Below are 24,116 nucleotides of genomic sequence, written 5' to 3' on the forward strand. Positions count from 1 at the left end.
CAACCCCCGACGCACTTACGCCATGGCACAAACCCGCCACCCCCACTCCCCCGCACCGGCCAGCACCAACTGGATCACCAAGACCATCGGCGTCTCCGCCCAAGCGCTGCGGATGGACCGCATCCTGCACGAAGCCATCACCACCGCCGGAGACGTGCGCCGCCAGACCGACATGTTCGGCGTGTCCGTTCCCCGCCGAGTGGTACGCCTTCACCGGCATCGAACCCGCCGAACCACATACCAGAACGCCGCTGCCGTAGGGTGCCCGCATGGAAATCCCCGGCCTTGGAACGGTGACCGAGGACCTCGACGGGTGGTACCGCAGCGAACCCATCACCGTGCGAGCCCTGGGCGATCGCATCCTCTACGTGATGGTCAACGGCTACGACGACGACCCGGCCAAAGAAGACTTCCACGCGGCCATCGCCGCGTTCCTCAGCATCGACGGCTCCGTCCTGGAGGCCGCCGCACCAGCAATCTTCGACTACTACCAGGACGTCGAATCCGAGTTCGCCGACGGCTCCATGCCCATAACGATCTCCAGCTCTGACCAGGTCTGGGCGCACATCCACCCTGTCGAGGTTGCCGTCGAGCGAGACAGCTTCCGCGACCAGCACGTCTACGTCACGGTCGAGTGCAACTGCGACTGGGAGCCCGAACACGGACTCCAGATCGTTCTGCGAGACGGCCGAGCAGTGACCAAGGTCGGCCCATACGACGGCCACCTCACCAACGCAGCCGCCTTCAACCGCGACGACCTTGAAGGCGTCGTCTACCACCGACTGAGGCCGTCCGGCACCCGCCGCCCTCAATCGACGGACGGCGATCATCCTGCCGTCAGTTCGTGAACCACGGACTCGGATAGCCGCATAGCTGCGTACCTCCCGTCAGTTCCGGCGCAACGACACTTCGGAATTCGCGAACTCGCGGACGTTACGGCGGGAGGAGGAGTCAGCGGGAGGGGCGGGTCAGCTCGGCTAGGGCGTCGAGCTGGGTCGGGTCGGACAGGGCCGAGCCGACCGCCACCACCCGTACGCCGGCCTGGAGGAACGCCTCGGCGTTGCCCGCGTCCAGGCCACCGGTCGCGACGAAGCGCAACTGCGGCAGCGGGCCGGCCATGGCCTTGAACCAGGCCGGCCCGAGCGAGATCGCGGGGAACGCCTTGAGCCAGGTGAGCCCGTGCCGCAGCGCCTGCTGGGCCTCGGTGGGAGTGGCCACACCGGGCAGGTGCGGCAGACCACGGGCGGCGGCCGCGTCGGCGATCGCGAGGTCCAGGCCGGGCGCCACGGTGAACTGGGCGCCCGCGTCGGCGGCAGCCGTGACCTGCTCGACATCGAGCACGGTGCCCGCGCCCACGATCCGGCCGCGCGCGGTGCCCGCCTCGACGGCGGCGCGCAGCGACGCCACGGCGTCCGGGGTGGCCACCGGCACCTCCACCACGTCGATGCCGAGGTCCCAGGCGCGCTCGGCGAGCCGAACGGTCTCGGCGACCGGCAGGCCGCGCAGGATCGCCATCACCCGGGCGCTGCCGAAGATGTGCTCGAAGTCCGCTGTGGTCATGGTGCACTCCATCCGAGATCGCGGTGAATCTGTTGCCTGCTGGCCCGGTCGAACGCCGACCTGGCCGGGTCGGACGGCGACGGCATGACTCAGGTCGTCGCCCGGGCGCCGGTCAGGTCGAGCGGCGACCAGGCCTCGACGGGGGCGTCGATCAGCCTCTCGAACCAGGCCCATGCCGGGACCGGGGCGTTGTCGCCGCTGCTGGTCAACGCCTGTGCCGCGACGAGATGCCCGAGGCGCAGGCGTCGCACGGGATCGAGGCCGCGCAGCAGCCCGGCCAGGTAGCCGGCCGCGAACGCGTCTCCGGCGCCGACCGGCTCCACCACCGCCACCAGAGGCGCGGATACGAAGACCGGCTCGGCGTCCCGGCACAGTGCGGTGGCACCCACCGCGCCATCCTTGACCACCACCGTCTCCGGCCCGGGCAAGAGCCGGCGTACGGCCATCGGATCGGCGGTGCCCCACAGCGTCTCCGCCTCGTCCTGCCCGACGAAGACCAGGTCGCTGCGGTCGGCCAGGTCGCGCAGCACCGGCGCGGCCTGCTCGGCGGGCCACAACCGGCCCCGGTGGTTGACGTCGAAGCTGACAAGCGCCCCCGCCAGCGGCCGGTCCGCCACGGCGTGCTCGACAAGCGCCCGGCAGGAGGCGGAGAGCACCGGCGTGATGCCGGACAGGTGCAATACCCGGGCACCGGCCAGACCTGGTGCGGCAAGCGTGTCGGGACCCATCCGGGAGGCCGCCGAGCCCGCGCGGTAGTAGTGCACGGCGGTGCCCTCCGGGCTCGGGTCCTTGACGTACAGGCCGGTGGGGGCCGCGGAGTCCACGCTGACCTGGTCGACGCGGACGCCGGTGGCGGCGACGTGCCGGACGACGGCCCGGCCGAAGGGGTCGTCGCCGACCCTGCTCGCCCAGGCCGCCCGGTGCCCCAGCCGCGCCAGGTAACCGGCCACGTTGGACTCCGCGCCGCCGACCGAGACAGCGACCCGGTCGGCGTGCTCCAACGGCTCGCCCGGCGCGGGGCAGAGCACCACCATCGTCTCCCCGACCGTGGCCACCTCGATCGGCGCGGAGCCCGGGACGGTCGCGTCGTCAGGTGGGGAGTCGGTCGGCATCGGGCACACGTCCTCGCGGCGGGGGTGCTGGGCGTCGCCGAGCCTAGGTGTTCGGACGCGAGACGGGCAACCCGTCATACGTCACACCTCGACGCTCACGGCACCGTCAGCGCGTACGCGGCCAGCACCTCCCCGATCGGCTGGTAGTAGGTGGTGCCGCCGGAGGTGCAGTTGCCACTGCCGCCGGAGAGGATGCCGAGGATGGTGCCGGTGGAGGCCACGTAGAGCGGCCCACCGCTGTCGCCCGGCTCGGCGCAGATGTTGGTGCGGATCAGGCCGTAGATCACGCCGGTGGCGTAGTTGACGGTCTGGTTGAGGCCGGTGACGGTGCCGCACCGCACGCCGGTGGTGACGCCGCTGCGACAGACCGCCTGACCGACGTACGCGGTGCCGGGTCCGTGGATGGTCAGCAGACCCGGGTACGTGTAGACCGCGCTCGGGTGGGCGATCCGCCCGGTGTAGCGGATCAACCCGTAGTCGTTTGTCGGATAGCTGGTGGCGGTGCGGGTGCCGAGCACGGTGGTCCGCGCGCTGTCGGTGTACCAGGTGGCGGCGGCGGTGGTGCAGTGCCCGGCGGTGATCACGTAGTAGGTGCTGCCGCTGCGCGCGTTCGCGCCGAGCGAGCAGCGCGCACCACCGCCGTAGATGCCCTGCCCGCCGGCGATCAGGGGGCGCAGCGTTCCGGGTTCGCGGCGCAGCGCCACGCCGGCCCGGTCGGTCACCGCCCGCAGTGCGGCCAGCTCGCTCGGGGCCACGGTGTCGTCGACGGTGAGGGTCATCCGGCCGGTGGCGGGGTCGAGACCCCAGGCGGTGCCGGCGGTGCGTACCCCGGTCAGTGTGGCCACCGCGTCGGCGGCCCGGTCCGGGACGGCGGCCCGCACCGTGCTGGGCGTGCCGAGCAGGAGGGTGGTCAGGACGAGGGCGACGAGCGGGGAGCGGCGCATCCGAACCTCCGCGAGGATCGAGCATGACGGATTCCCTCAAGCATCGCCCCGGGTCCGCCGCCATGGCAACCTCCGGCCGCCCCCTCCCCGACCGGCGGGAATCGCCGATCCGGAGACGGACCCCGCCGACGCCGCCGATAATCCTCGGGAATACGGCGGGAGGCCGGGCATGACCACCGGAGAAGACGCGGCGCTGGTACGTCGGATGGAGGGGTCGACCCGGGCCACACTGCTGGAATTGCTCTTCGACGTCGTCTTCGTGGCCGCCCTCGCGCTGCTGTCGACACTGTTGACCGAGGAGCACACCTGGGCCGGCAGCGCCAAGGTGCTGCTGATGCTGACCGCCATCTGGTGGACCTGGTCGCTCACCGCGACCACCACCGAGTTCTACAACCCGCGGCAGCGCCCGATCCAGGCCGTCCTGATGATCGCCATGGTCGGCTCGGTGGGGATGGCGGTGGCGCTGCCGATGGTCAGCGTCGCCCACCTGCTGCTCTTCGTGATCTCGTACGTCGGCACGCACGTGACCCGCTGCATCATCCTGGTCGTCGCCCTGCACCGGCAGGGGCACCAGACGGCCAGGGAGCGGGCCACCCGCTTTCTGTTCTGGTTCACGGTGTCCGGCGTCTTCTGGGTCACCGGCGCGCTGTCCCCCCGTCCCAACTGGGGACTCTGGACCATCGCCATCACGATCGACCTGGTCGCCTCGGCCGCCCGCTACCCCACGCCCCGGCTGGGCAAGGTGCCCATCGACCAGTACAAGCGGATCACCGGGCACCTGGGCGAGAGGTACCAGCAGTTCGTCATCCTGGCCCTCGGCGACATCATCCTGTTGCCGACCCTGCAGGTCAGCCGCGGCGAACTCGAATTTCTCCGGGTCGTCGGCCTGCTCTGCGCATTCGCCACCATGCTGCTGCTCTGGCAGATCTACGTGTTCCGCGCCAGCGAGTTGTTGGTGGCGGCCGAGGCCAGGGCGCCCCGGCCGGTACGGCTGGCTCCGTACACCCATCTGGTGCTGCTGGCCGGTGTGGTCGCCACGGCGGCCTCGTTCGAGATGGTCGTCCGCCATCCGACCGGCACGACACCGGTGCGGTGGCTCGTGTTGATCATCGGCGGCCCGGCGCTGTTCGTGCTCGGTCGCGTCCTGTTCGCCCTGCTGGTGGGCTGGACGGTGCCGTGGCCGCGGGTGGCCTGGCAGCTCACGCCCCTGCTGGTGCTGCCGTGGGCTGGCGGCTGGCCGCCGCTGCTGGTCGCCGCCGTCGTGGCGCTCGCGCTGGCTGGTCACGTCCTCGTCCCCGTCGGAGACCGGGAGACCACGCCGGGGCTGAACGTCCGGCGAACCGACGACGACTGACCTCCGGCGAGGTGCGGGCCGACCCGACGCCGCCCTCCTCCCTGACCGGTGGGAATCGCCGATCCGGGGACGGTCTCCACCGGCACCGCCGATAATTCTCGGGAGACACGGCGGGAGGCCGGGCATGACCACCGGAGGCACCGCGGCACTGGTACGCCGGCCGGACGGGTCAACCCGGGCCACGCTGCTGGAACTGCTCTTCGACGTGGTCTTCGTGGCCTCACTCGCGCTGACCTCGACGCTGCTCGCCGAACGCCACACCTGGGCCGGCGCGGCGACGGTGCTGCTGATGCTGACGGCGATCTGGTGGACGTGGTCGGTCACCTCCACCACCACCGAGTTCTACGACCCGCAGCAGCGCCCCATCCAGGCCATCCTGATGGTCGCCATGGTCGGGTCGGTGGGGATGGGCGCGTCGCTGCCGAAGGTCACCAGTGGGCACGCGCTGGTCTTCGCCATGGCGTACGTCGGCACGCACGTGATCCGCGGCATCATCCTGGTCACGAAGTTGCACCAGCAGCGGCACCGGTCGGCCATGATCCGCGCCACCCGGTTCCTGTTCTGGTTCCTGGTGTCCGGCGTCTTCTGGATCAGCGGCGCGCTGTCCGAGACGGCCCTCTGGACCCTGTGGAGCATCGCCATCACGATCGACCTGGTCTCCGCGGCGGCCCGCTACCCCACTCCCGGACTGGGCCGGGTGCCCTTCGACCAGTACGAGCGGACCACGGCGCACCTGGGAGAGCGGTACCAGCAGTTCGTCATCCTGGCCCTCGGCGACATCATCCTGGTGCCCACCCTGCAGGTCAGCCGGGGCGAGTTCGCCGGGCTCCGGGTCGCCGCGCTGTTCTGCGCGTTCGCCATCATGCTGCTGCTCTGGCAGGTCTACGTGTTCCGGGCCGGCGAGCTGCTGGAGGCCGGTGCGAAGGCGGGTCGGCCGGCGCGGGTGGCGCCGTACACCCATCTGGTGATGCTGGCCGGCGTGGTCGCCACGGCGGCCTCGTTCGACCGGGTCGTCACCCGGCCGACCGGCACGACACCGGTGGGGTGGCTCCTGCTGATCCTGGGTGGTCCGGCGCTGTTCGTGCTCGGCCGCGTCCTGTTCACCCTGCTGGTGTCCATGGTCGTGCCGTGGCGGCGCATGCTCTGCCTCCCCCTGCCGCTGCTGACGCTGCCCTGGGCCGGCCGGTGGCCGCCGCTGCTGGTCACCACGGCCGTCGCGCTCGCGCTGGCGGCGCACATCCTGATACCGGGGGCGGCCCGGGAGACCACGCCGGGCCTGCGGGTGCGGCGACCCGACGACTGACCCGGCCCGGTCAGCCGAGGTGTCGGCCGGCCCACTCGGCGAGGTCCCGGGCGCACGCGTCCACCGACTCCCGCCAGGTGCGCGCCGCGCCGTCCCCCGCCTCGTCGCTGACCTGCTTGACCAACCGGCACGGCACACCCGCCTGCGCGGCCGCCCACGCCACCGCGTACCCCTCCATGTCGACCAGGTCGGCGCGCTGCGCCAACCGGTCCCGCGCCGCGTCGTCGGCCACGAACGTGTCACCGGTGGCCAGCACCGCGCCCTCGGCGGTCAGGGCCAGCGGCGCACCGTAGGTCTCGCCGGTGAGCGTCCGCAGCAGGTCGGTGTCCAGATCGTGCTGGAGCACGGTGGCGACCTCGTGGATGCCGGCCCACCCGGGGCGCAGCGCGCCCGCCGTACCCAGGTTGAGCAGCAGGCTGGGGCGCGGCCCGGCAGCCAGCACGGCGGCCACCGCGCTGGCGGCGTTCACCTTGCCCATGCCGGTCAGCAGCACCGGCAGCTCGGGCGGGAGATAGCGGGCCTCCTCCCCGACGGCGAGCACCACCAACGGACGATCGGCGCGGACCGTACCCCGAAGATTCACCGGAGCATCGTACGAGCCGGCTTCGGGGCCGGCGACGTCAGTCCGTGGTGAAGCGGTACACGACGAAGTCCTTGTCCGCGCCGCAGGCGATCACGTGGGTGTTCCACGAGCAGGACGAGCTACGGACGTCCTTCAGCTCGCCCAACTCGTCGACCTCCCCGGATTCGGCCCACACGCCGGCCAGCACCCGGTTGTCCGCGACGACGCTGGGCGCCTTGGCGAAGACCAGCAGGTTGCCCGCGTCCAGCCGGACCCCCACACCGCTCCGGTCGCGCAACACCGGCTGGCCGGAGGCGTCGAAGAGGGTGAACGCCGGCTCCGGGTACTCCCGCTGGGCGAGCAACTGCTCCCCCACCGGCACCAGGTCGGTCACGCCCGGCGCCGGCCAGTGGTCCGCCTGTTCGCCCTCGGTGGCCGCCACCACCTCGGTGCGCTGGACGTCGCTGTTCGGGACCTGCAACAGGCACGCCCGCCGCTCACCGCAGGCCACGAGTGCCTTCGGGCGCTGCTCGTCGTTGCCGGAGCGGTAGAGCACCACCGGTTCCGCGGTGGACCCCAGGTCGTACGCCAGCAGCTGGTACCCGCCCTCGTTGGCGGCCACGAACAGGCGGTCCTCGTGGGCGACCACCAGATCGTCGAGGTCGGCGACGTTGCCCCACTGGCGGAGCACCTTGCCGGATGCCAGGTCGAGCAGTCGCACCGACCGGTCCGCACCCACCTGGACCAGTCGCCGCCCCTTGTCCGCCCACGGGTCGCGGGGCGTGCCGTCGAGGAAGGCGGGTCCACCCGCCGCCTCGTCGCTGCCCACCGGCCGGACCACGGTGCGACTGCTGTCGTACTGGTCGCGGGGATTCGGCTGGTTCCACTTCTCGGTGCCGTCGCTCAGGCGCAGCCCGACCAGCCGGGCCGCCCCCCGGTCCACCAGCACCGCCGTGTCGTCCGCGACGTAGATGTCGTCGTCACCGCGCACTGTGCGCTGCCAGCGCTGGGTGCCCGAACGACCGTCCAGGACAGCCAGCGGGCGCGGGGTGCTGTCGCCCGGCGCGTCGGCGAGGACCGCGACCGCACCGGGGGCGGCGATGATCGCCTTCCAGTCGTCGGCCCGCACGTCGGTCGCCCTGCGCCACAGCTCGTCGCCGGTGCCGGTGTCGACCGCCACCACCTCCAGCCGGTCGTCCGGCAGGGGGAACCCGAGGTAGGCCCGGTTGCCGAGGACCGCCGTCCACATCTCGGGCGGTCGCTCGCCGCCGGCCGTCGGCCGGGACAGTTCGCGCAGCGACGACGCGAACTCCAGGTCCGGGTAGCGGTCCCGGGTCAGGTACAGCGTCGCGGCGGCGCCCACCCCGAGCAGGGCCAGCACCGCGCCCAGCACCACCCAGCGCGCCCGCCGCAAACCAGGAGCGCCCGCCGGGCCCTGCGGCGCGGCACCCGCCCAACCGGGCGCGGGCGAGCCCGGCGGAGCACCCGCCCAGCCTTGCGCGGGCGAGCCCGGCGGCGCGGGCGGACCGGCCGGTGGGGCACCCGCCCAACCCGGTCCCGGCGCGGGCGAGCCCGGCGCGGGCTGCGACGGCACGGCCCCCGCCGGCCCCGCCGGCGCGGGCGGACTCACCGGAGCCGGTGGGGCGAGCTGCGGTCCGGCGTACGCCGGTGTGGGCACCTGTCGGCGCAGCGGGAGGTCGGTCAGCGCACCCTCGGCCACCGGCAGCTCGGGCTGGTCGAGCACCGTCGGCGCCACCCCCAGTTCGGTGTGCAACATGCGGGCCACGAGGGGGATCCGCGACGAGCCACCGACGAGGAACAGCCCGGCGAGCTGGTCGGGGCTGAGCCCGGCGGCGGCGATCACCTCCCGGGCCCGGTCCACCGCGCGGCGCAGCAGCGGCGTGGCCGCCCGCTCGACGTCGGCCCGGGTGAGCTGGACAGCTTCGGGTACCCCCGGCACCGCGACCGGCGCCACCGTCGAGCGGGACAGCGTCTCCTTCGCACCTCGTACCTCGTCCCAGAGCCGCACCTGGTCGCGGCGTTGCGTCGGGTCCTCCGGTCGGATCAGCCGGGTCCACTGCGCGGCGTGCCGTTCCCCGACCAGTTCGCCGACCCGCCGCACCAACGCGGCGTCGAGATCCAGACCGCCCAGGTCCGGCAGGCCACCGTCGGCGACCACGCTGAACCCGGAGTCACCCCAGGGGTCCGCTCCCTCGTTGCGCAGCACCGCGACGTCGAGCGTGCCGCCGCCGAAGTCGAACACCGCGATCGCGTCGCCGACCGGCACCGGACGATGCAGCACCTGCGTGTAGTAGCGGGCGGCGGCCACCGGTTCCCGCAGCAGCCGGGTGCCCGGCGGCGTGGGCCCGGCGAGGGTGTGCTCGGCCACCTGCGGCCAGCCCGCCAGCAGCAGGGCGTCGGCGAGCACCTGCCGCCGCGTCGCGTCCCAGGCGGCTGGGCAGGTGAGCACGGCCGGGGGCAGGAACCCCACCGCCCCCACCGCGGCCCGCGCGACCGCCGCCAGCACCGCGGCGAGCAGGTCGGCCGGCGGGTACGAGCGGTCGCCGAGCACGATCGTCGGCTCGTCCACCCGGCGCTTCGGGTTCGCCTCGAACCGGGCCGGATCCGTCTGTGCCAACCGGCGGGCGTCCCAACCGGTGTGCAGGGTGCCGTCCGGGTCGGCGTACACGGCGGACGGACTGAGTGGCTGACCGTCCATCAGCAGCGGACGGGTCCGCCCGTCCGGCCAGCGCAGCACCGCGACCGTGTTGGACGTACCGAGGTCGACGCCGAGGGCGAAACCCTCGTGCTGGCCTGCCATCTGCCCGATACCTCCGCCGCGACGAGGGGAACTCGACCCCGCATCGTACGCAGGCCCCGCCGCACCGCTGATCAGTCGGTCAGGTGCCGGATCCCGACGATCTCGCCGCCGCTGGTCTCCCCGGTGGGACGAAAGCCGAGCTTCAGGTAGAACCGCTCCGGGCCGTCCGTCCCCGGTTCCCACGTCGTGAACACGCGGTCGTGCCCGCGGTCGCGCGCCTCGGCACAGACGGCCCGCACCGCGAAGCGGCCGTACCCGCGACCCTGGTGCCCGGCGGCGATGTTCAACCGCCACAGGCCCGAGCGCCTGTCGTCCGGGCTGGCCGGGTCCCACACGATGTCGAAGAAGCCCATCAGGAAGCCGACGATGTCGTCTCCCTCGACGATCAGCCGTGGCCACGCGATGTCGGGCTGCGCGTACGCCTCGGCGAGAGACCAGGCGACCGGAGACGAGAACTTCTCCTGCTCCGGTCGCACGCTCACCCGGCAGGCGGCTTCGACGTTGTCCGGGGTGATCTGCACGAGTCGCGGCACGCGGGCCACCCTATCGGTGCCGGGCCGGTGCGGGCCTACTGCCAGCTCGGCCGTTCGGCGAGGACGCGGTCCCAGTCGACAGTGCGGACCCACTCCGCGTATCGGTGCCAGACCACGTCCGGGTACCTGGCGCGCAGCCCGTCGATGTCGACGAAGTCGGTGTTGTCCTCGAACCGCTGGAACATGTCGGCGATCTCGTCGCCGGCCCACTGCCGGACCTGGTCCAACGGCATCTGCTGGTACGGGATCTCGCGGCCGAGCACGTCGCTGAGAATGCGGGCCGCCTCGTCGCCGGTGACCCGGTCGGAGGCGACGTCGATCCGTTCGCCGACGAACCGGTCCGGGTGCTCGACGGCGTGCACGGCGAGACCGGCGATGTCGCGGACGGTCACCTGGTCCAGCGGCTTGCCGGCCGTCAGCGGATTGGCCAGGAAACCGTCGGTCAGGCGGCTGAACCCGACGTTGAGCGCGTTCTCCATGAAGTACACCGGCCCGAGGACTGTGGCCCGGACCTGCTGATCCCGCAGGTACGCCTCGACGAGTTGCTTGCTGTCGGCATGGTCGAGGTCGGTGGGCGTCAACCGGCCGGCACCGCGTACGGACGAGTAGACCAGGTGCGCGTCGACCCGCGCCGCGACGTCGACCAGGTGGCGTCCCTGGGCGACCTCCTCGTCCTTTCCGCCGGATCCGAACGGAACGGACAGGCCGAAGATCGCATCGACGTCCTTGGCGGCGTCGGTGAGGCCCTCGGGGTGGGCCAGGTCGCCGGTGACGAGCCGGACTCCGGCGGTGGAGAGCGCCACCGCGGCGGGCGAATCGGGTGACCGCACGTAGGCGACGACGTCGTGGCCGTGGTCGAGCAGCAGGTCGGCGACGGCACCGCCCTGCCTGCCGGTGGCGCCGATGACGAGAACGTGTGCCATGAGGGTGCTCCCTGACTCGCGGTTCTGGACGCCACCGATTCTCTGGCCTCAACCTCGATTGAGGTCAAGTTCTAGGCTTGGCCCCATGCCCAGGGCGCGCACCACGTTTCACGAACTCACCGTCGGCCAGGTCGCCGACCGCAGCGGAGTCGCGATCTCCGCGCTGCACTTCTACGAACGCAAGGGCCTGATCCGCAGCAGCCGGACGGCGAGCAACCAGCGCCGGTACGCCCGTGACACGCTGCGCCGGGTGGCGTTCATCCGGGCCTCCCAACACGTCGGCATCTCGCTCACGGCGATCCGGGAGGCCCTGGACCAACTGCCGAGCGAACGCACCCCGACCCGCGACGACTGGGCTCGCCTGTCCGCCGACTGGCGCAGCGTCCTCGACGCGCGCATCGAGCACCTGCGGGCACTGCGGGACGACCTCAGCGCGTGCATCGGGTGCGGCTGCCTCTCCCTGCGGGACTGCCACCTGACCAACCCCCGCGACGTGCTGGGCCGCGAGGGTCCCGGCGCCCGCCGCCTACCAACACCGCAACCGCCGTCCCCGCCCCCGCCCCCGCCCCCGCCGATCATGAGGTTGGCGGGTCCTCCGGAGATCCAATGACCCGCCCACTTCATGATCAACCAGGACGGTCCGGGTCAGCTTTCGGTGCAGCGGTCGGAGAGGGCGTAGCGCAGGAGCACCACATCGCCGATCTGGCGGGCCTCGACCAGCCGGGCGCGGCGGCCCGGGTGCCAGGGGAAGCTCCCCTCGCCGACGAACCGGGGCGCCCGGCCGTCGCCGACGAAGAACGGGGCGACCACCAGGTGCAGCTCGTCGGCGAGACCGGCGGCGAGGAACTGGGCGTGCACCGTCCCGCCGCCCTCCACCATCAGCCGCCGTACGCCCCGCGCGGCCAGGTCGCTCAGCAGCCACGTGGGGTCGACCGGCTCCCCCGCGTCGACCACGGTGGCCAGTCGACCAATGCGTTCCCGGGTCTTCTCCAGCGCGCCGGTGGCGCAGTAGACGAGCCGGGTCGGGTCGCCCGCGGTGAAGAACCGGGCGGTCGGGTCGAGGTCACCGCGGGCGGTCAGCGTGACCTTGGCGGGCGAGGCGGGCCGACCACCCGCCACCCGTTCGGCCCGGCGGCTCGCGGAACGCACCAGCAGCCGGGGATCGTCACGGCGGACGGTGCCGGCGCCGACCAGGATCGCGTCGCAGCTGGCCCGAACCGCGTCGACCCGGTCCAGGTCGTCGTCGTTGGACAACAGCAACCGCTTGTCGGACGCGTCGTCGATGTACCCGTCGATCGAGGCGGCGCAACTGAGCAGCACGTACGGCCGCGTCGGCGCCGGGATGCGGCTCACTTGTCGACAGGCAGGTCGGGCCCGACCGAGACGACCTCCGCCGCCTTGGCAGCCTTGGCGGCCAGGTATTCGGCGTTGGCTGGCGACAGGAAGACGCTCGTGGGCACCTCTTCGGCGACGTCCACCCCGAGGCGGGTCAGCTGCACGGCCTTGTCCGGGTTGCTGCTCAGCAGTCGGATCCGCGGCACCCCGAGCGTGCTCAGCATCTGCGCGGCGGCGGTGTAGTCCCGCTCGTCCTCACCCCGGCCCAGCGCGACGTTCGCCTGGTAGGTGTCCAGCCCGGCGTCCTGCAACGCGTACGCGTCGAGTTTGGCGTACAGGCCGATGCCGCGGCCCTCCTGGCGCAGGTAGAGCAAGAAGCCACCAGCCTCGGCGATCCGCTGCACCGCCTCGCGCAACTGCGGCCCGCAGTCGCAGCGTTGGCTGCCGAACACGTCGCCGGTCAGGCACTCGCTGTGCGGGCGGACCAGCGGCGGCTCTCCCCCGGCGGCGAGCCGGTCCAGGGCGCCCGCCCAGTCGCCGAGGCCGAGCGCGAGGTGCTCCCGGCCGTCCACCAGGCCCTTGAACGAGAACACCCGGACCGTCGTGGTGTAGCCGTCGGGAAACGTCAACGGCACCGTGACCTGGGTACGGATCGTGGCTACCGGCAATGCTTCGGGCATGGGACTCCTTTGTCCGGCGTCACCGACGTGCGGCGACGCGTACGTCTCACAACCGATCAACAACCGCCGGCGGGGGCGGCTTCCCGGGCGGCGGCCGGGTGTCGGTTCCGTCGCACCAGCAGCACCGCGGCTCCGGGCAGGCTGGCGACGAGGATCAGGGCACCGTAGACGGTGGCGGTGGCGACGCCCTCGGCCGCGCTGAGGCCGGCCGCGCCGAACACCCACGCGGCAACTCCCTCACGGGGTCCGAAACCGGCGACGTTCAGCGGCAGGCCCATGGCGAGCAGGGCGAGCAGCGTCAGCGGCAGCAGCCGTGCCAGCGGGGCGTCGGATCCGGCGGTACGGGCCGCCACCAGGAAGGTGGCCAGGTGACCGGCGACCATCACCGCGGAGGCGATCAGCACGCCGAGCCAGGTGCGCCGGGACAGCAGCCCGGACCGCACGTCCGCCCCGGCGGTGCGCAGCGCCCGCGCCCAGCGCGAGGGGCCGGCGTTCGGCACGGCCCGGGCCAGCAGCACCGCGACCAGCCCGGCCGCGATCAGCAGCGCGACGGCGAGCGGCAGATACGCTCGCACCGGGGAGGGGAAGGCGGCGAGCACCACGACCGCGACGCCGACGAGCACCACCTGCCCGGCGGTACGTTCCCAGACCACCGCGCGGATGCCCCGGCTGACGTCCCCGGCGTCGCGGCCGTGGCGGACCGCCCGGTGCACGTCACCGAGCACCCCGCCGGGCAGGGTGGCGTTGAGGAACACGGCCCGGTAGCAGTGCGCCACCGCGGTCGCCAGCGGCAGCCGCACGCCCAGGCCCCCGGCGACCAGACTCCACCGCCACGCCGCGCAGACCGTGGTGAGCACCCCGATGACCAGCGCGGCGGCCAGGGCCGGCGCGTCGATCAGCTTGACGCCGGCGACGAACGGGCCGCTGCCCACCTGCCACAGCAGGACGGCGAGCAGACCCACCCCGCCGACCACTCGTGCCCAGGCCCAGAACATCGACGCCGCCCCTCCCCTTGAAGATCGTCCACTTGTTCTAGTGCACGTACCCAGGGGGTGAACGGTTCATCCACCCGCGAGGAGGTCACTGTGTTCGACAAGCACGCCGAGCCGACCGGCCGCCGCGTCGGCCAGTCGACGCCGGGCGTACGCCTCGGCCGGGCCGGCCAGGTCGGGGCGTTGCGCGCAGGCCGCGCCCAGCCAACCCCGGAACCACTCGGCGGCCAGGTCGGCCTGCTCCGGGCCGAGCCGCCACGGGCTGGGCCGTTCCCGCACGTCCACGCCGCGTCGGGCGAACGCGGCGGCGGTGGCGGCGGCGGCGTCCGGGCCGAGCAGTCGTCGGCCGTCGACGGTACGTCGTTGGTGGTCGTTGAACGCGGCCTCGACCGCCGCGTCCAACGGGTCGGCCGGGGTGAGTCGAACCCGCCCGGTCACCGAGACGGCGAACAGGGTGGGTCGGCCGACACAGGCGGCCACCACGCGTTCGATCTCCTCGGCGGTCAGCATGTCCAGCAGCGCGGACGCGGTGACCAGGGAACCGTCGGCCAGATCGGCGGCGCTGAGCCGGGTGAGGTCGCCGCACCGGGTGCGTACGGTGACCGGGGCACCGTCGGCGGCGACCACGCCGGTCATGCCCGCGGCGGCACGCGACAGCAGGTCGGCGTCGCGGTCGTGCAGCACCCAGTGCTGCGGGCCGGGCAGCCGGGTGGCCAGCCAGCGGCTCATCGAGCCGGTGCCACTGCCCAGGTCGTGGATCACGGTCGGCGTGGCACCGGTAAGCCGGGGACGGACGGCGTCCAGCAGGTCCTCGGCCCGCGCCGCCGCGTCGGCCGGCTCCCGCAAGCGCAACCAGTCGGCGAACGGCAGGGTCTCCTCGACGGTCATCGCGCGACCTCCTCCAGTACGGCGGCCAGCGACGCGGTCGTCACCGTCCAGTCGGTCAGGGTGTGCCGCCGGGCGAGAGCCGACCACCGCAGCCGGGCCCGCAGCAGCTCGTCGCCCAACCACCAGCTCAGCGCGCCGGCCAGGGCGGCCGGATCGTCCGGTGGCACCAGCAGCCCCGGCACGTCACCGTCGGCGGTCCGGCCGAGCGCCTCGGGTAGGCCACCCACCTGGGTGGTCAGCACCGGCAGGCCCCGGGCGAGTGCCTCGGTGACGACCATGCCGTACGTCTCGCCCCGGGAGGGCAGCACCAGCAGGTCGGCGGCGTCGTACGCGGCGTCGAGCGCTGCGCCGGTCAGCGGCCCGGCGAACCGCACCCGGTCGGCGAGGCCCGCGCCGACGAGCCGGTCACGCAGCCGGCGCACCAGCTCGGGTTCCCGGGTCAGCGTGCCGGCGCAGACAAGCGTCCAGGTCGACTCGGCCCGCACCGTCAACGCGTCGACGAGCACGTCGTGGCCCTTGTGGTGGGTGACCGCGGCCACGCAGAGCAGCCGGTTCCCGGCGGCCGAGCCGGGGGGCGCCAGCGGAGCGGGCGTCACGCCCGGCGGCGCGACCCGGATCCGGTCGCGGCGCAGCGGGTGGCGCAGCAGCAGGCGGCGGCGGGTCCACTCGCTGGTGGTGACGACGGCCCGCGCGGCGGCCAGCGCCCGGCCCTCCGCCTCGTCGTCGAACGGCATGTGCACGAGGACGACCAGGCGCAACCGGTCGGCGTGCGGGGCGAGCAGGTCCGGCACGGTCGAGGCGACCAGGCCGTCGAGCAGCACCACGGCGTCGTCCGGGGTGGCGGTGAGCACCGCGGCCAGTGCCGCCCGATCGGCCGGCCCGGGGCTCGGCCAGGCCCCGGGCACCGCGTGTTCGTGCACCGCCCAGCCTCGGTCGGTGAGCCCCGCGCAGACGCGCCGGTCGTAGGTGTTGCCGCCACTGGGTGTGGCGGGGTCGTCGATGTCGCCGGGCAGGATGACGTGCACCGTACGGCTGGTGCTACCCGAGCCGGCGGGGGGCGTCGCCCGGCCCGCATCGATCACAGTGACCGCTCGTAGCTGGCCCAGGCGACGTGTGACTCGTGCAGGGTGACGGTGATGCCGGCGAGCTCGCGGGCGCCGGCGCCCAACTGGCCGGCGTGCACGCGCTCGGCCAGCCGGTCCGCGACCGTGCGGGCCAGCACCTCGGTGGTGGTGTTCACCCCGGCGAAGGCCGGCTCGTCGTCGAGGTTGCGGTAGGTCAGCTCACCCAGGACGGCCCGCAGCTGCTCGGTGGCCAGGCCGATGTCGACCACGATGCCGTCGGCGTCCAGGTCGGCGCGGCGGAACGTCGCGTCCACCACGAACGTCGCCCCGTGCAGGCGTTGGGCGGGACCGAACACCTCGCCCTGGAAACTGTGGGCGATCATCATGTGATCCCGAACGGTCACGCTGAACACGGTCACTCCCCGTCGTCGTAGGTGATGAGGTGGCAGAGGGCGGTCAGGTCGCCCGCGCTCAGTCTGGTGAGGACGTCGGGCAGCTCCGCGAACCGGGACGCGCCGGTGATCAGCGCGTCGAAGGCCGGATCGTCGAGCAGGTCCAGGGCGAGCGCCAGCCGGTCGGTGTAACTGCGCCGTCCCCGCCGGGCGGGAGCGACCATGCCGACCTGACTGCTGCGTACGGTGAGCCGACCGGAGTGGAACGACCCGCCCAACGACACCTGCACCGGGCGGTCGCCGTACCAGCTCAGCTCGATGACCGTGCCCTCCGGCGCGAGCAGGTCCAGGGCGTGTTGCAGGCCGGCGCCGGTGGCGCTGGCGTGGACGACCAGGTCGCGGTCGCCGCTGGCGTCGGCTGGCTGGGCGAACCCGACGCCGAGCGCGCCAGCCACCCCGGCGCGGCGAGTGTCGACGTCGACGAGTTCGACCTGCACGCCGGGGAACCGGGCGAGCAGGGCGGCGACGCAGCAGCCCACCATGCCCGCGCCGATCACGGTGACCCGGTCGCCGACCAGCGGCGCGGCGTCCCACAGCGCGTTGATCGCGGTCTCCACCGTGCCGGCGAGCACCGCCCGGGCGGGCGGCACCCCGTCCGGCACGGGCACCACGGCGGCGGCCGGCACGACGTAGGCGCTCTGGTGCGGGTGCAGGCAGAACACCGTGCGCCCGAGCAGCTCCGGCGGACCCTGTTCGACCTCGCCGACGCTGAGATAGCCGTACTTGACCGGGCCGGGGAAGTCACCCTCCTGAAAGGGCGCGCGCATCGCGGCGTACTGGTCGGTGGGCACCCGGCCGGCGAAGACGAGCGTCTCGGTGCCCCGGCTGACCCCTGAGTAGCGGGCCCGGACCAGCACCTCGTCGGGGCCTGGCGTCGGCAGCGACACCGGCCGGATCTCCGCCGTGCCGGGCTCGCTCACCCAGCAGGCGTACGCCTCGCGGATCACCGTCGCGCACCTCACCTTTTACTCCCGGCCAAACAGCTCGGCCGTCCCCGGTCGGGTCGTCGATCATAAACACGGAGGTACCGCGTCCACAGTTCGACGTTCTCCGGTGATCGGCCGGGGGGCGTCGCCAGCCGTGCTGGCGATGCGGCACCGGTCTCGTGCCTCGGCTGTGCTCAGAGGTCCGATGCCGCCCGGGTGCCATCGCCTGCCCCGATGCGTTGATCATGGATCAAGGGGCGTTGGCTTTCGGGCATCCGCCACCCTATGGTGGGGGGATGCCGTGGGTGACCTTCCGCTCGCCAGCCGTCACTGACGTGATGGCTGGCAGTGCTGTCCGCGTCGTGACGATTCCGCGCGGCAAGGCGTGCATGGGGGTGCCGATCGTCGGCGCCTTGTACATCGTGCCCACGCTCGGGACGTCGAGCCTGGCGCGTACCGGCCGAGGCCCTCCCGCGGAATCGTTGCATCCCAGAACGACCGCAGGGCGAAGCTACTCAGGCTTCGGCCCTTTTTCTTTTCCTCGTCTTTCTGAAGGGCAGACCATGAGCATCGATCAACGCGCTGTCGAGCACGGCTGGCTGGCTGATCTACGAGCGTCCCTGACGGACGAAGTCGCGACGCAGACGGCTCGACTACGGGAACTGACCGAACTCAACGACGACACCGGCGACCCGGGCGAGGCCCACAACCAGGCCGCCCTGCTGGTGGCCACCCGCCGCCACATCGAGCAGATCACCGCTGCGCTGAGCCGGATCGCGGATGGCACTTACGGTGCCTGCGAGAGGTGCCGCGAGAGCATCCCGGCCGAGCGCCTCGAAGTCCTCCCGCATGCCCGCTTCTGCGTGCCGTGCCAGGAGAAGCACAAGGGGTGACACCTGGGCTGGTGCGAACTCGCGCGGGCCGGAGCGGAGGGGATCCGAGCCGGCCCGCGCGGCCCGCCACCCGGGACGATCTCGGCTACGGCCAGTCGACCGGCTAAACGGACAAATGCCCGTTAAATACCCTTTTCTCCCTATACGCTCCCCTGGCACATTCGAACCAACGGGGGCGTGATGAGGATTTCTTCGTGGGGTAGTCGCAGGTCACGGGCCGCGGCGCTGGTCGCCGTCGGCGGCGTGCTGGCAGTCAACACGCTGCTGGCGTTGACGCCGGCCGAACCCCCGCTGGGCCAGGTGCTGGTCGCGGCCGAGGACATCGGGCCGGTCAACCCGGTCGCCGAGGCGCTGAGCTTCGGGGTGATGACCGAAGGCAACGCCGGTGTGTTCAGCGACGAGAACGAGGGCACCCTCGCCGTCGGTGGTGACCTCACCTTCGGCAGTTACCAGTTGGCCGGGGCCACCGCCGGGTCGTTCGTCGTGCCGGGCGACGCCAACCCGACCGCCCTGGTCGTGGGTGGACGGGTGAACTTCGCCGGCAGCGTCGGCGGCAGCCGGCTCCAGGTACTCAACAGCGGGTACGCCAAGGTCGGCGACCTGACCGGCACGTTCGTCCGGGACACCGACAACAACGGCGCCCAGGTCAACACCCGGATCCTGCCGTCGGACAACTACGACGCCGCACCTCGCGTCGAGTTGGTCACCCGGCAGCCGGTCGCCAGCGTCGGACCCGCCTCCCCGATCAACTTCGCCGGCGCCTTCGCGAGTTTCCGCGACACCACCGCCGGGCTGGCCACCTGCGACAACACGGTGGTGCTGCGCACACCGAACGGTGACGTGCTGCCCCGGCCGATCCCGGCGGGCAGCAACGCCGTGGTCACCCTGACCCCCGGTGTGACGAACGTGCTCAACCTCAGCGCGAGCGATCTGAGCAACATTCAGACGCTGACCTTCGCCAGCCAGCCCACCGCGGACACTCCGCTGCTGGTCAACGTGGACACCAGCGGTGTCGGCAACGACTTCGCCTGGACCGCCCCGAACTTCTCCGGCATCGGCGGCGCGCAGGCGCGCTACATCCTGTTCAACTTCCCGACCGCCACCGCGCTCACCCTCACCCAGGGGGCGGCCACGGTCGAGGGCACCATCTACGCCCCCAACGCCAGCCTCACCGACCTCTCGGCCAGCAACACCGAGGGCAGCGTCATCACCCGGACGCTGGACCACCGCGGCGGCGAGATCCACTACTTCCCGTTCAGCACCACGCTCGCCTGCGCGGGTGGCACCCCGGCGGACATCGACCTGGTCAAGTCGTCGACCACCACGGTGATCACCAGCGTCGGCCAGCAGGTCCCGTACTCGTTCCACGTGGTCAACACCGGCGGCGTCCCGCTCACCAACATCTCGGTCACCGACACGCAGACCCCGCCGTCGTCGAACGGCAACCTGGGTCCGATCACCTGCGCCGTCACCACCCTCGTCCCCGGGGCGCGGACCGCGTGCACCGCCACCTACACCGTCACCCAGGCCGACCTGGACAACGGCGGGGTCACCAACGTGGCCACCGCCCAGGGCACACCGCCAGGTGGTCCCCCGGTCGTCTCCGAACCGGAGACCCTGACCATCCCGGCGCAGGGGCTCACCGCCGCCGTCACCGTGGTGAAGTCGTCCACCACCGCGTCGATCGGCTCCGTGGGCCAGCAGGTGCCCTACCGCTACCTGGTCGCCAACACCGGCGGCGTGACCCTGACCAACATCGCCATCACCGACGTGCAGGCACCGCCGTCGTCGAACGCGAACCTCGGCCCGATCACCTGCCCGCTCACCACGCTGACTCCGGGCCAGACCACCACCTGCACCGCCACCTACACGGTGACCCAGGCCGATCTGGACAACAACGGGGTCACCGACACCGCCACCGCCCGGGGTACGCCGCCCAGTGGCACACCGGTCACCTCGCCACCCTCGACGCTTACCATTCCCGAGGCGGGGCTGACCCCCTCGATCGCGGTGACGAAGACCTCCACCACCGCGTCGATCACCACGGTCGGGCAGCAGGTGCCCTACTCGTTCCACGTGGTCAACACCGGCGGACTCACGTTGACGAACATCAACGTCACGGACGTGCAGGCGCCGCCGTCGTCGAACGACAACCTCGGGCCGATCACCTGCCCCGTCACCACTCTCGCCCCCGGGGCGCGGACCGGGTGCACCGCCATCTACACCGTCACCCAGGCCGACCTCGACAACGACCAGGTCACCAACACCGCCACCGCCCACGGCACCCCGCCCGGGGGCGGCACGCCGGTGGACTCACCACCCTCGACGCTGACCCTGCCGGAGACCGGCCTGGTCGCCTCGATCGCGGTGGTGAAGACCTCCACCACCACCGCGATCACCACTGTCGGGCAGCAGGTGCCGTACTCGTTCCACGTGGTCAACAACGGCGGGTTCACGCTGACCAACGTCGGCGTCACCGACGTGCAGACGCCGCCGTCGTCGAACGACAACCTCGGCCCGATCACCTGCGCCGCCACCACCCTCGCCCCCGGCGCGCAGACGGCGTGCACCGCCACCTACACGGTCACCCAGGCCGATCTGGACAACGGCTCGGTAAGCGACACCGCGACCGCGCAGGGCACCCCGCCCGGCGGTAGGCCGCCCGTGCAGTCCCCACCATCGACGTTGATCATCCGCACCGACGCCGTCTTCCCGGCCATCGCGCTGGTGAAGTCGTCCACCACCGAGGCCATCAGCTCGGTGGGGCAACAGGTGCCCTACCGCTTCCTGGTCGCCAACACCGGCGGCGTCACCCTGAACAACGTCAACGTCACCGACGTGCAGGTACCCCCATCGTCCAACGCGAACCTCGGCCCGATCACCTGCGCCGCCACCACCCTCGCTCCCGGTGATACCACCGTCTGCACCGCCACCTACACGGTCACCCAGGCCGACCTGGACAACGACGAGGTCACCAACGTCGCCACCGCGCACGCCATCCCGGCGGGGACAGAGGAACCGGTCGACTCGGACCAGTCCGTGCTGACCATTCCGGCGGCCGACGTCACCCCGTCGATCGCCGTGGTCAAGTCGTCCACCACCACGTCGATCACGACGGTCGGGCAGCAGGTGCCCTACCAGTTCCTCGTGATCAACAACGGGGGCGTCACCCTGACCTCGGTCACCGTCACCGACGCGCAGACGCCACCCTCGTCGAACGCGAACCTCGGGCCGATCACCTGCCCGCAGACCACGCTCGCGCCCGGTGCGGTGACCGCCTGCACCGCCACCTACACCGTCACCCAGGCCGACCTGGACAACAACGCGGTCGTCGACGTCGCCACCGCGCACGGCAACCCGCCGGGCAGTGACACTCCCATCGACTCGCCGCCCTCCACGCTGACCATCCCGGAGACCGGACTGGCCGCCGCGATCACGGTGGTCAAGGTCTCCGAGACCGTCACGATCGGCGCGGTCGGGCAGCAGGTGCCCTACCGGTTCCACGTGGTCAACACCGGCGGGCTCACCCTGACCACCGTCAACGTCACCGACGTCCAGACGCCGCCGTCGTCGAACGCCGACCTCGGGCCGATCACCTGTACGACCACCACCCTCGCCCCCGGCGCGTCCACCGACTGCACCGCGACGTACACCGTCACGCAGGCCGACCTCGACAACGGCGGGGTCACCGACACCGCCACCGCACACGGGACGCCGCCGGGCGCCACGCCGGTGAACTCGCCGCCCTCGACGCTGACCATCCCGGAGGCGGGACTCGTCGCCGACATCGAGGTGATCAAGTCGTCGACGACGGTGGCGATCACCGCGCCGGGGCAACAGGTGCCGTTCACCTTCCTGGTGGTCAACACCGGTGGCCTCACGCTCACCGGCGTGACCGTCAACGACACCGTGCTGCCGCCGTCCGAGCGCGTTCTGCTCGGGCCGATCACCTGCGGTCCGCAGGACATCCCGAACGGCACGGTGACGCTGTCGCCGGGTGCCTCCATCCAGTGTCGGACTACCTACACGGTGACCGCGGAGGACTTCGCCGGCACGGCGCTGATCAACGTCGCCACCGCCACCGGCACACCACCGTTCGGGCCGCCGCCGGTCTCCCCGCCGTCGTCGCTGGACATTCCGATCCCGCACCCGGAGATCGCCATCACCAAGGCGGTGACGCCCAGCGTGGTGTCCGCGGCCGGTGACACCGTCACGTACCAGTTCGTGGTGACCAACACCGGCAACACGTCGCTCAGCGCGGTGACGGTCGACGAGACCGCGTTCTCCGGCACCGGCACGCCCGGGGCGATCACCTGCGGCACGCCGCCGGTGGCCAGCGGCGACGTCACCCTGCCGGCCGGAGGAAGCACCACCTGTACGTCGACCTACACCGTCACCGCGGCCGACATCGAGGCCGGCAGGATCACCAACACCGCCGTCGCCGCCGGCACGCCGCCGACCATCCCCGGGCAACAACCACCGGGACCGGTACGCTCCCAGCCGGCCACCGCCGAGGTCACGGCCACCCGGGGTGCCGCGATCACGGTGGTGAAGTCCAGCAGCACCGACAAGATCGGCCGACCGGGTCAGCAGGTGCCGTTCCAGTTCGTGGTCACCAACACCGGCCAGGTGGCGCTGACCGGTGTGACGATCACCGACACGCTGACCGCCCCGGCCTCGGCGGCCAACCTCGGGCCGATCACCTGCGGCCCGGAGCGGACCCCGAACGGCTCCGTCACGCTGGCCGCCGGCGCTGCCGTGACCTGCACTGCGACGTACACGGTCAGCAAGGCCGTCTACCACCACGGCTCGCTGCGCAACACCGCGACGGCCACCGGCACCCCGCCGGACGGTCCGGCGCCGGTCTCCCCGGAATCGACCATCACCATCCCGGTGAAGGGCAAGCTCCCGGTGACCGGCGAGTCGTTCCCGATCGGGGGCTGGATGACCGCCGGCCTGCTGGCGGTGCTCCTCGGCGCCACGTTGCTGCTGATCGTCCGGCAGCGTAGGACCCGCGCCTAGCGCGGAACGATCGCGAGGGTCGGACCGGAGGGGAACCGGTCCGGCCCTCGCGCCGCGTCACCACCATCACCGCCTGCTGCGGCATGGCCCGCCGGACACGAACGTCAGACGGTGCTGTCGTCCCGCAACCAGTCGACGAAGGCGCCCATCCGCTCGGCGCTCCAGCGTCTCCGGGCCGAGTACCCGTACCAATTACCTTCGGTCAGCTCGAAGCGCAACCGCGTGAAGAGCCCGGGGCGATAGGCGGGGAGACTGATGCCCAACCGCCTCACGAATTCCTCCGCGCCGCTGATCAGGCGATCGAGGTGGCCGGGCTTGAGCTCGAGATCACGCACGGCGGTCATGACCACCGCCAACTCCGCGATGCCCGCATACGCGGATGGGCCGCCGTCGTCCGGCACCTCTCCCATCTCGCAAAGGATGAGTTGCGACACCTCATCCGCGGGCACGCCGTACGTCGCGTAGGTGTACCTGGTCACCCGCTCGGCGAACTGGCGAATCTCGGCATGGTTGCGTGGGTCGGGGTCGAGCCATTCGAGCGCGACCCGGAACATCCCCCTCACCACACCCCCCAAGGCTCGTCGGTCCAGGAACGCCCTCGGTTGCAGGCGACGCGCCAGCGAGCGATTTCCGAGCAGGACGGCGTGCCAGTAGTAGCCCTGCACCGAACTCAGCCCGCTCGCCCGTCCCGTGGTCATGCCCGGAGGGTACGAACGATCTGCCAGCGGCCAGGGCCGCAAATAGTCAACACG

At 72.2% G+C, this 24,116-nt stretch carries 21 protein-coding genes and 1 pseudogene; 7 read left to right on the forward strand and 15 right to left on the reverse strand.

Annotated features, from left to right (window positions below; all coding sequences use genetic code 11):
• Positions 1-293 precede the first annotated feature (293 nt).
• The gene (locus tag AB0C25_RS12040) at positions 294-848 is read left to right on the forward strand and encodes a hypothetical protein (RefSeq protein ID WP_357372304.1); all 555 of its coding nucleotides are present in this window, start codon (positions 294-296) and stop codon (positions 846-848) included.
• A 103-nt stretch (positions 849-951) separates the two neighbouring features.
• Here the strand turns inward: AB0C25_RS12040 and AB0C25_RS12045 are convergent, their stop codons facing one another.
• The 3 genes from AB0C25_RS12045 to AB0C25_RS12055 all read right to left on the reverse strand — a co-directional run bounded on the left by AB0C25_RS12045 (position 952) and on the right by AB0C25_RS12055 (position 3,616).
• The gene (locus AB0C25_RS12045; protein ID WP_357372306.1) at positions 952-1,560 is read right to left on the reverse strand and encodes a bifunctional 4-hydroxy-2-oxoglutarate aldolase/2-dehydro-3-deoxy-phosphogluconate aldolase; all 609 of its coding nucleotides are present in this window, start codon (positions 1,558-1,560) and stop codon (positions 952-954) included.
• Between the two features lie 89 nt (positions 1,561-1,649).
• The gene (locus AB0C25_RS12050) at positions 1,650-2,672 is read right to left on the reverse strand and encodes a sugar kinase (RefSeq protein WP_357372308.1); all 1,023 of its coding nucleotides are present in this window, start codon (positions 2,670-2,672) and stop codon (positions 1,650-1,652) included.
• Between the two features lie 95 nt (positions 2,673-2,767).
• Complete coding sequence (locus tag AB0C25_RS12055) at positions 2,768-3,616, reverse strand: S1 family peptidase (RefSeq protein WP_357372310.1); 849 nt, start codon at positions 3,614-3,616, stop codon at positions 2,768-2,770.
• 169 nt (positions 3,617-3,785) lie between these two features.
• On the opposite strand from AB0C25_RS12055, the gene AB0C25_RS12060 reads away from it, so the two are divergent.
• Both AB0C25_RS12060 and AB0C25_RS12065 read left to right on the forward strand, forming a co-directional pair.
• Positions 3,786-4,970: a low temperature requirement protein A gene (locus AB0C25_RS12060; RefSeq protein ID WP_357372312.1), complete on the forward strand. Its 1,185-nt coding sequence runs from the start codon at positions 3,786-3,788 to the stop codon at positions 4,968-4,970.
• Positions 4,971-5,094: 124 nt separating this feature from the next.
• A complete protein-coding gene (locus AB0C25_RS12065) occupies positions 5,095-6,273 on the forward strand; it encodes a low temperature requirement protein A (protein ID WP_357372314.1) in 1,179 nt (392 codons plus the stop codon).
• A gap of 10 nt (positions 6,274-6,283) precedes the next feature.
• Here the strand turns inward: AB0C25_RS12065 and AB0C25_RS12070 are convergent, their stop codons facing one another.
• The 4 genes from AB0C25_RS12070 to AB0C25_RS12085 form a co-directional block, all read right to left on the reverse strand.
• Positions 6,284-6,856: a nucleosidase gene (locus AB0C25_RS12070; RefSeq protein WP_357372316.1), complete on the reverse strand. Its 573-nt coding sequence runs from the start codon at positions 6,854-6,856 to the stop codon at positions 6,284-6,286.
• 37 nt (positions 6,857-6,893) lie between these two features.
• Complete coding sequence (locus AB0C25_RS12075; protein ID WP_357372318.1) at positions 6,894-9,656, reverse strand: Hsp70 family protein; 2,763 nt, start codon at positions 9,654-9,656, stop codon at positions 6,894-6,896.
• Between the two features lie 71 nt (positions 9,657-9,727).
• A complete protein-coding gene (locus tag AB0C25_RS12080; protein ID WP_357372320.1) occupies positions 9,728-10,189 on the reverse strand; it encodes a GNAT family N-acetyltransferase in 462 nt (153 codons plus the stop codon).
• A gap of 35 nt (positions 10,190-10,224) precedes the next feature.
• Positions 10,225-11,112, reverse strand: a complete 888-nt coding sequence (locus AB0C25_RS12085; protein ID WP_357372322.1) for an NmrA/HSCARG family protein — start codon at positions 11,110-11,112, stop codon at positions 10,225-10,227.
• A gap of 85 nt (positions 11,113-11,197) precedes the next feature.
• Here AB0C25_RS12085 and soxR point away from each other — a divergent pair, with 85 nt between their 5' ends.
• Positions 11,198-11,722, forward strand: a complete 525-nt coding sequence (gene soxR / locus AB0C25_RS12090) for a redox-sensitive transcriptional activator SoxR (RefSeq protein WP_357372324.1) — start codon at positions 11,198-11,200, stop codon at positions 11,720-11,722.
• Positions 11,723-11,757: 35 nt separating this feature from the next.
• Here the strand turns inward: soxR and AB0C25_RS12095 are convergent, their stop codons facing one another.
• The 7 genes from AB0C25_RS12095 to AB0C25_RS12125 form a co-directional block, all read right to left on the reverse strand.
• On the reverse strand, positions 11,758-12,465 hold the full coding sequence (locus tag AB0C25_RS12095) for a dihydrofolate reductase family protein (RefSeq protein ID WP_357372325.1): 708 nt from the start codon (positions 12,463-12,465) through the stop codon (positions 11,758-11,760).
• Complete coding sequence (gene ribA, locus AB0C25_RS12100; RefSeq protein WP_357372327.1) at positions 12,462-13,127, reverse strand: GTP cyclohydrolase II; 666 nt, start codon at positions 13,125-13,127, stop codon at positions 12,462-12,464. Before ribA ends, AB0C25_RS12095 begins: the two co-directional genes overlap by 4 nt.
• Before the next feature lie 56 nt (positions 13,128-13,183).
• Complete coding sequence (locus AB0C25_RS12105) at positions 13,184-14,122, reverse strand: lysylphosphatidylglycerol synthase transmembrane domain-containing protein (protein WP_357372329.1); 939 nt, start codon at positions 14,120-14,122, stop codon at positions 13,184-13,186.
• A gap of 66 nt (positions 14,123-14,188) precedes the next feature.
• Entirely contained in the window at positions 14,189-15,007 is an 819-nt protein-coding gene (locus AB0C25_RS12110; RefSeq protein ID WP_357372331.1) for a class I SAM-dependent methyltransferase, read from the reverse strand.
• Entirely contained in the window at positions 15,004-16,032 is a 1,029-nt protein-coding gene (locus AB0C25_RS12115; RefSeq protein WP_357372333.1) for a glycosyltransferase family 4 protein, read from the reverse strand. Before AB0C25_RS12115 ends, AB0C25_RS12110 begins: the two co-directional genes overlap by 4 nt.
• A 53-nt stretch (positions 16,033-16,085) precedes the next feature.
• Positions 16,086-16,484: a 6-carboxytetrahydropterin synthase gene (locus tag AB0C25_RS12120; protein ID WP_355029810.1), complete on the reverse strand. Its 399-nt coding sequence runs from the start codon at positions 16,482-16,484 to the stop codon at positions 16,086-16,088.
• Positions 16,485-16,486: 2 nt separating this feature from the next.
• Positions 16,487-17,470, reverse strand: a complete 984-nt coding sequence (locus AB0C25_RS12125) for a dehydrogenase (RefSeq protein WP_357372335.1) — start codon at positions 17,468-17,470, stop codon at positions 16,487-16,489.
• Positions 17,471-17,745: 275 nt separating this feature from the next.
• On the opposite strand from AB0C25_RS12125, the gene AB0C25_RS12130 reads away from it, so the two are divergent.
• The 3 genes and pseudogenes from AB0C25_RS12130 to AB0C25_RS12140 all read left to right on the forward strand — a co-directional run bounded on the left by AB0C25_RS12130 (position 17,746) and on the right by AB0C25_RS12140 (position 23,364).
• Positions 17,746-18,342 carry a TraR/DksA family transcriptional regulator gene (locus AB0C25_RS12130; RefSeq protein WP_357372337.1) on the forward strand — a complete coding sequence of 199 codons (597 nt, stop codon included), beginning with the start codon at positions 17,746-17,748 and terminating at the stop codon, positions 18,340-18,342.
• 180 nt (positions 18,343-18,522) lie between these two features.
• Positions 18,523-19,632, forward strand: a pseudogene (locus AB0C25_RS12135) (choice-of-anchor A family protein); the annotation flags it as partial.
• 36 nt (positions 19,633-19,668) lie between these two features.
• Positions 19,669-23,364 (forward strand): hypothetical protein, encoded by a 3,696-nt coding sequence (locus AB0C25_RS12140; protein WP_357372735.1) that lies wholly within the window; start codon positions 19,669-19,671, stop codon positions 23,362-23,364.
• A gap of 104 nt (positions 23,365-23,468) precedes the next feature.
• Here AB0C25_RS12140 and AB0C25_RS12145 read toward each other — a convergent pair whose 3' ends face one another.
• Positions 23,469-24,062, reverse strand: a complete 594-nt coding sequence (locus AB0C25_RS12145) for a hypothetical protein (protein WP_357372339.1) — start codon at positions 24,060-24,062, stop codon at positions 23,469-23,471.
• Positions 24,063-24,116 lie beyond the last annotated feature (54 nt).

It is taken from the genome of Micromonospora sp. NPDC048839 (assembly GCF_040649915.1).
Taxonomy (GTDB): Bacteria; Actinomycetota; Actinomycetes; order Mycobacteriales; family Micromonosporaceae; genus Micromonospora.

Coding starts and splice junctions, on each gene's coding strand:
- AB0C25_RS12045 (WP_357372306.1), bottom strand. CDS start 1,560: ATGACCACAGCGGACTTCGAGCACATCTTCGGCAGCGCCCGGGTGATG.
- AB0C25_RS12050 (WP_357372308.1), bottom strand. CDS start 2,672: ATGCCGACCGACTCCCCACCTGACGACGCGACCGTCCCGGGCTCCGCG.
- AB0C25_RS12055 (WP_357372310.1), bottom strand. CDS start 3,616: ATGCGCCGCTCCCCGCTCGTCGCCCTCGTCCTGACCACCCTCCTGCTC.
- AB0C25_RS12060 (WP_357372312.1), top strand. CDS start 3,786: ATGACCACCGGAGAAGACGCGGCGCTGGTACGTCGGATGGAGGGGTCG.
- AB0C25_RS12065 (WP_357372314.1), top strand. CDS start 5,095: ATGACCACCGGAGGCACCGCGGCACTGGTACGCCGGCCGGACGGGTCA.
- AB0C25_RS12075 (WP_357372318.1), bottom strand. CDS start 9,656: ATGGCAGGCCAGCACGAGGGTTTCGCCCTCGGCGTCGACCTCGGTACG.
- AB0C25_RS12085 (WP_357372322.1), bottom strand. CDS start 11,112: ATGGCACACGTTCTCGTCATCGGCGCCACCGGCAGGCAGGGCGGTGCC.
- soxR (WP_357372324.1), top strand. CDS start 11,198: ATGCCCAGGGCGCGCACCACGTTTCACGAACTCACCGTCGGCCAGGTC.
- ribA (WP_357372327.1), bottom strand. CDS start 13,127: ATGCCCGAAGCATTGCCGGTAGCCACGATCCGTACCCAGGTCACGGTG.
- AB0C25_RS12105 (WP_357372329.1), bottom strand. CDS start 14,122: ATGTTCTGGGCCTGGGCACGAGTGGTCGGCGGGGTGGGTCTGCTCGCC.
- AB0C25_RS12110 (WP_357372331.1), bottom strand. CDS start 15,007: ATGACCGTCGAGGAGACCCTGCCGTTCGCCGACTGGTTGCGCTTGCGG.
- AB0C25_RS12130 (WP_357372337.1), top strand. CDS start 17,746: ATGCCGTGGGTGACCTTCCGCTCGCCAGCCGTCACTGACGTGATGGCT.
- AB0C25_RS12145 (WP_357372339.1), bottom strand. CDS start 24,062: ATGACCACGGGACGGGCGAGCGGGCTGAGTTCGGTGCAGGGCTACTAC.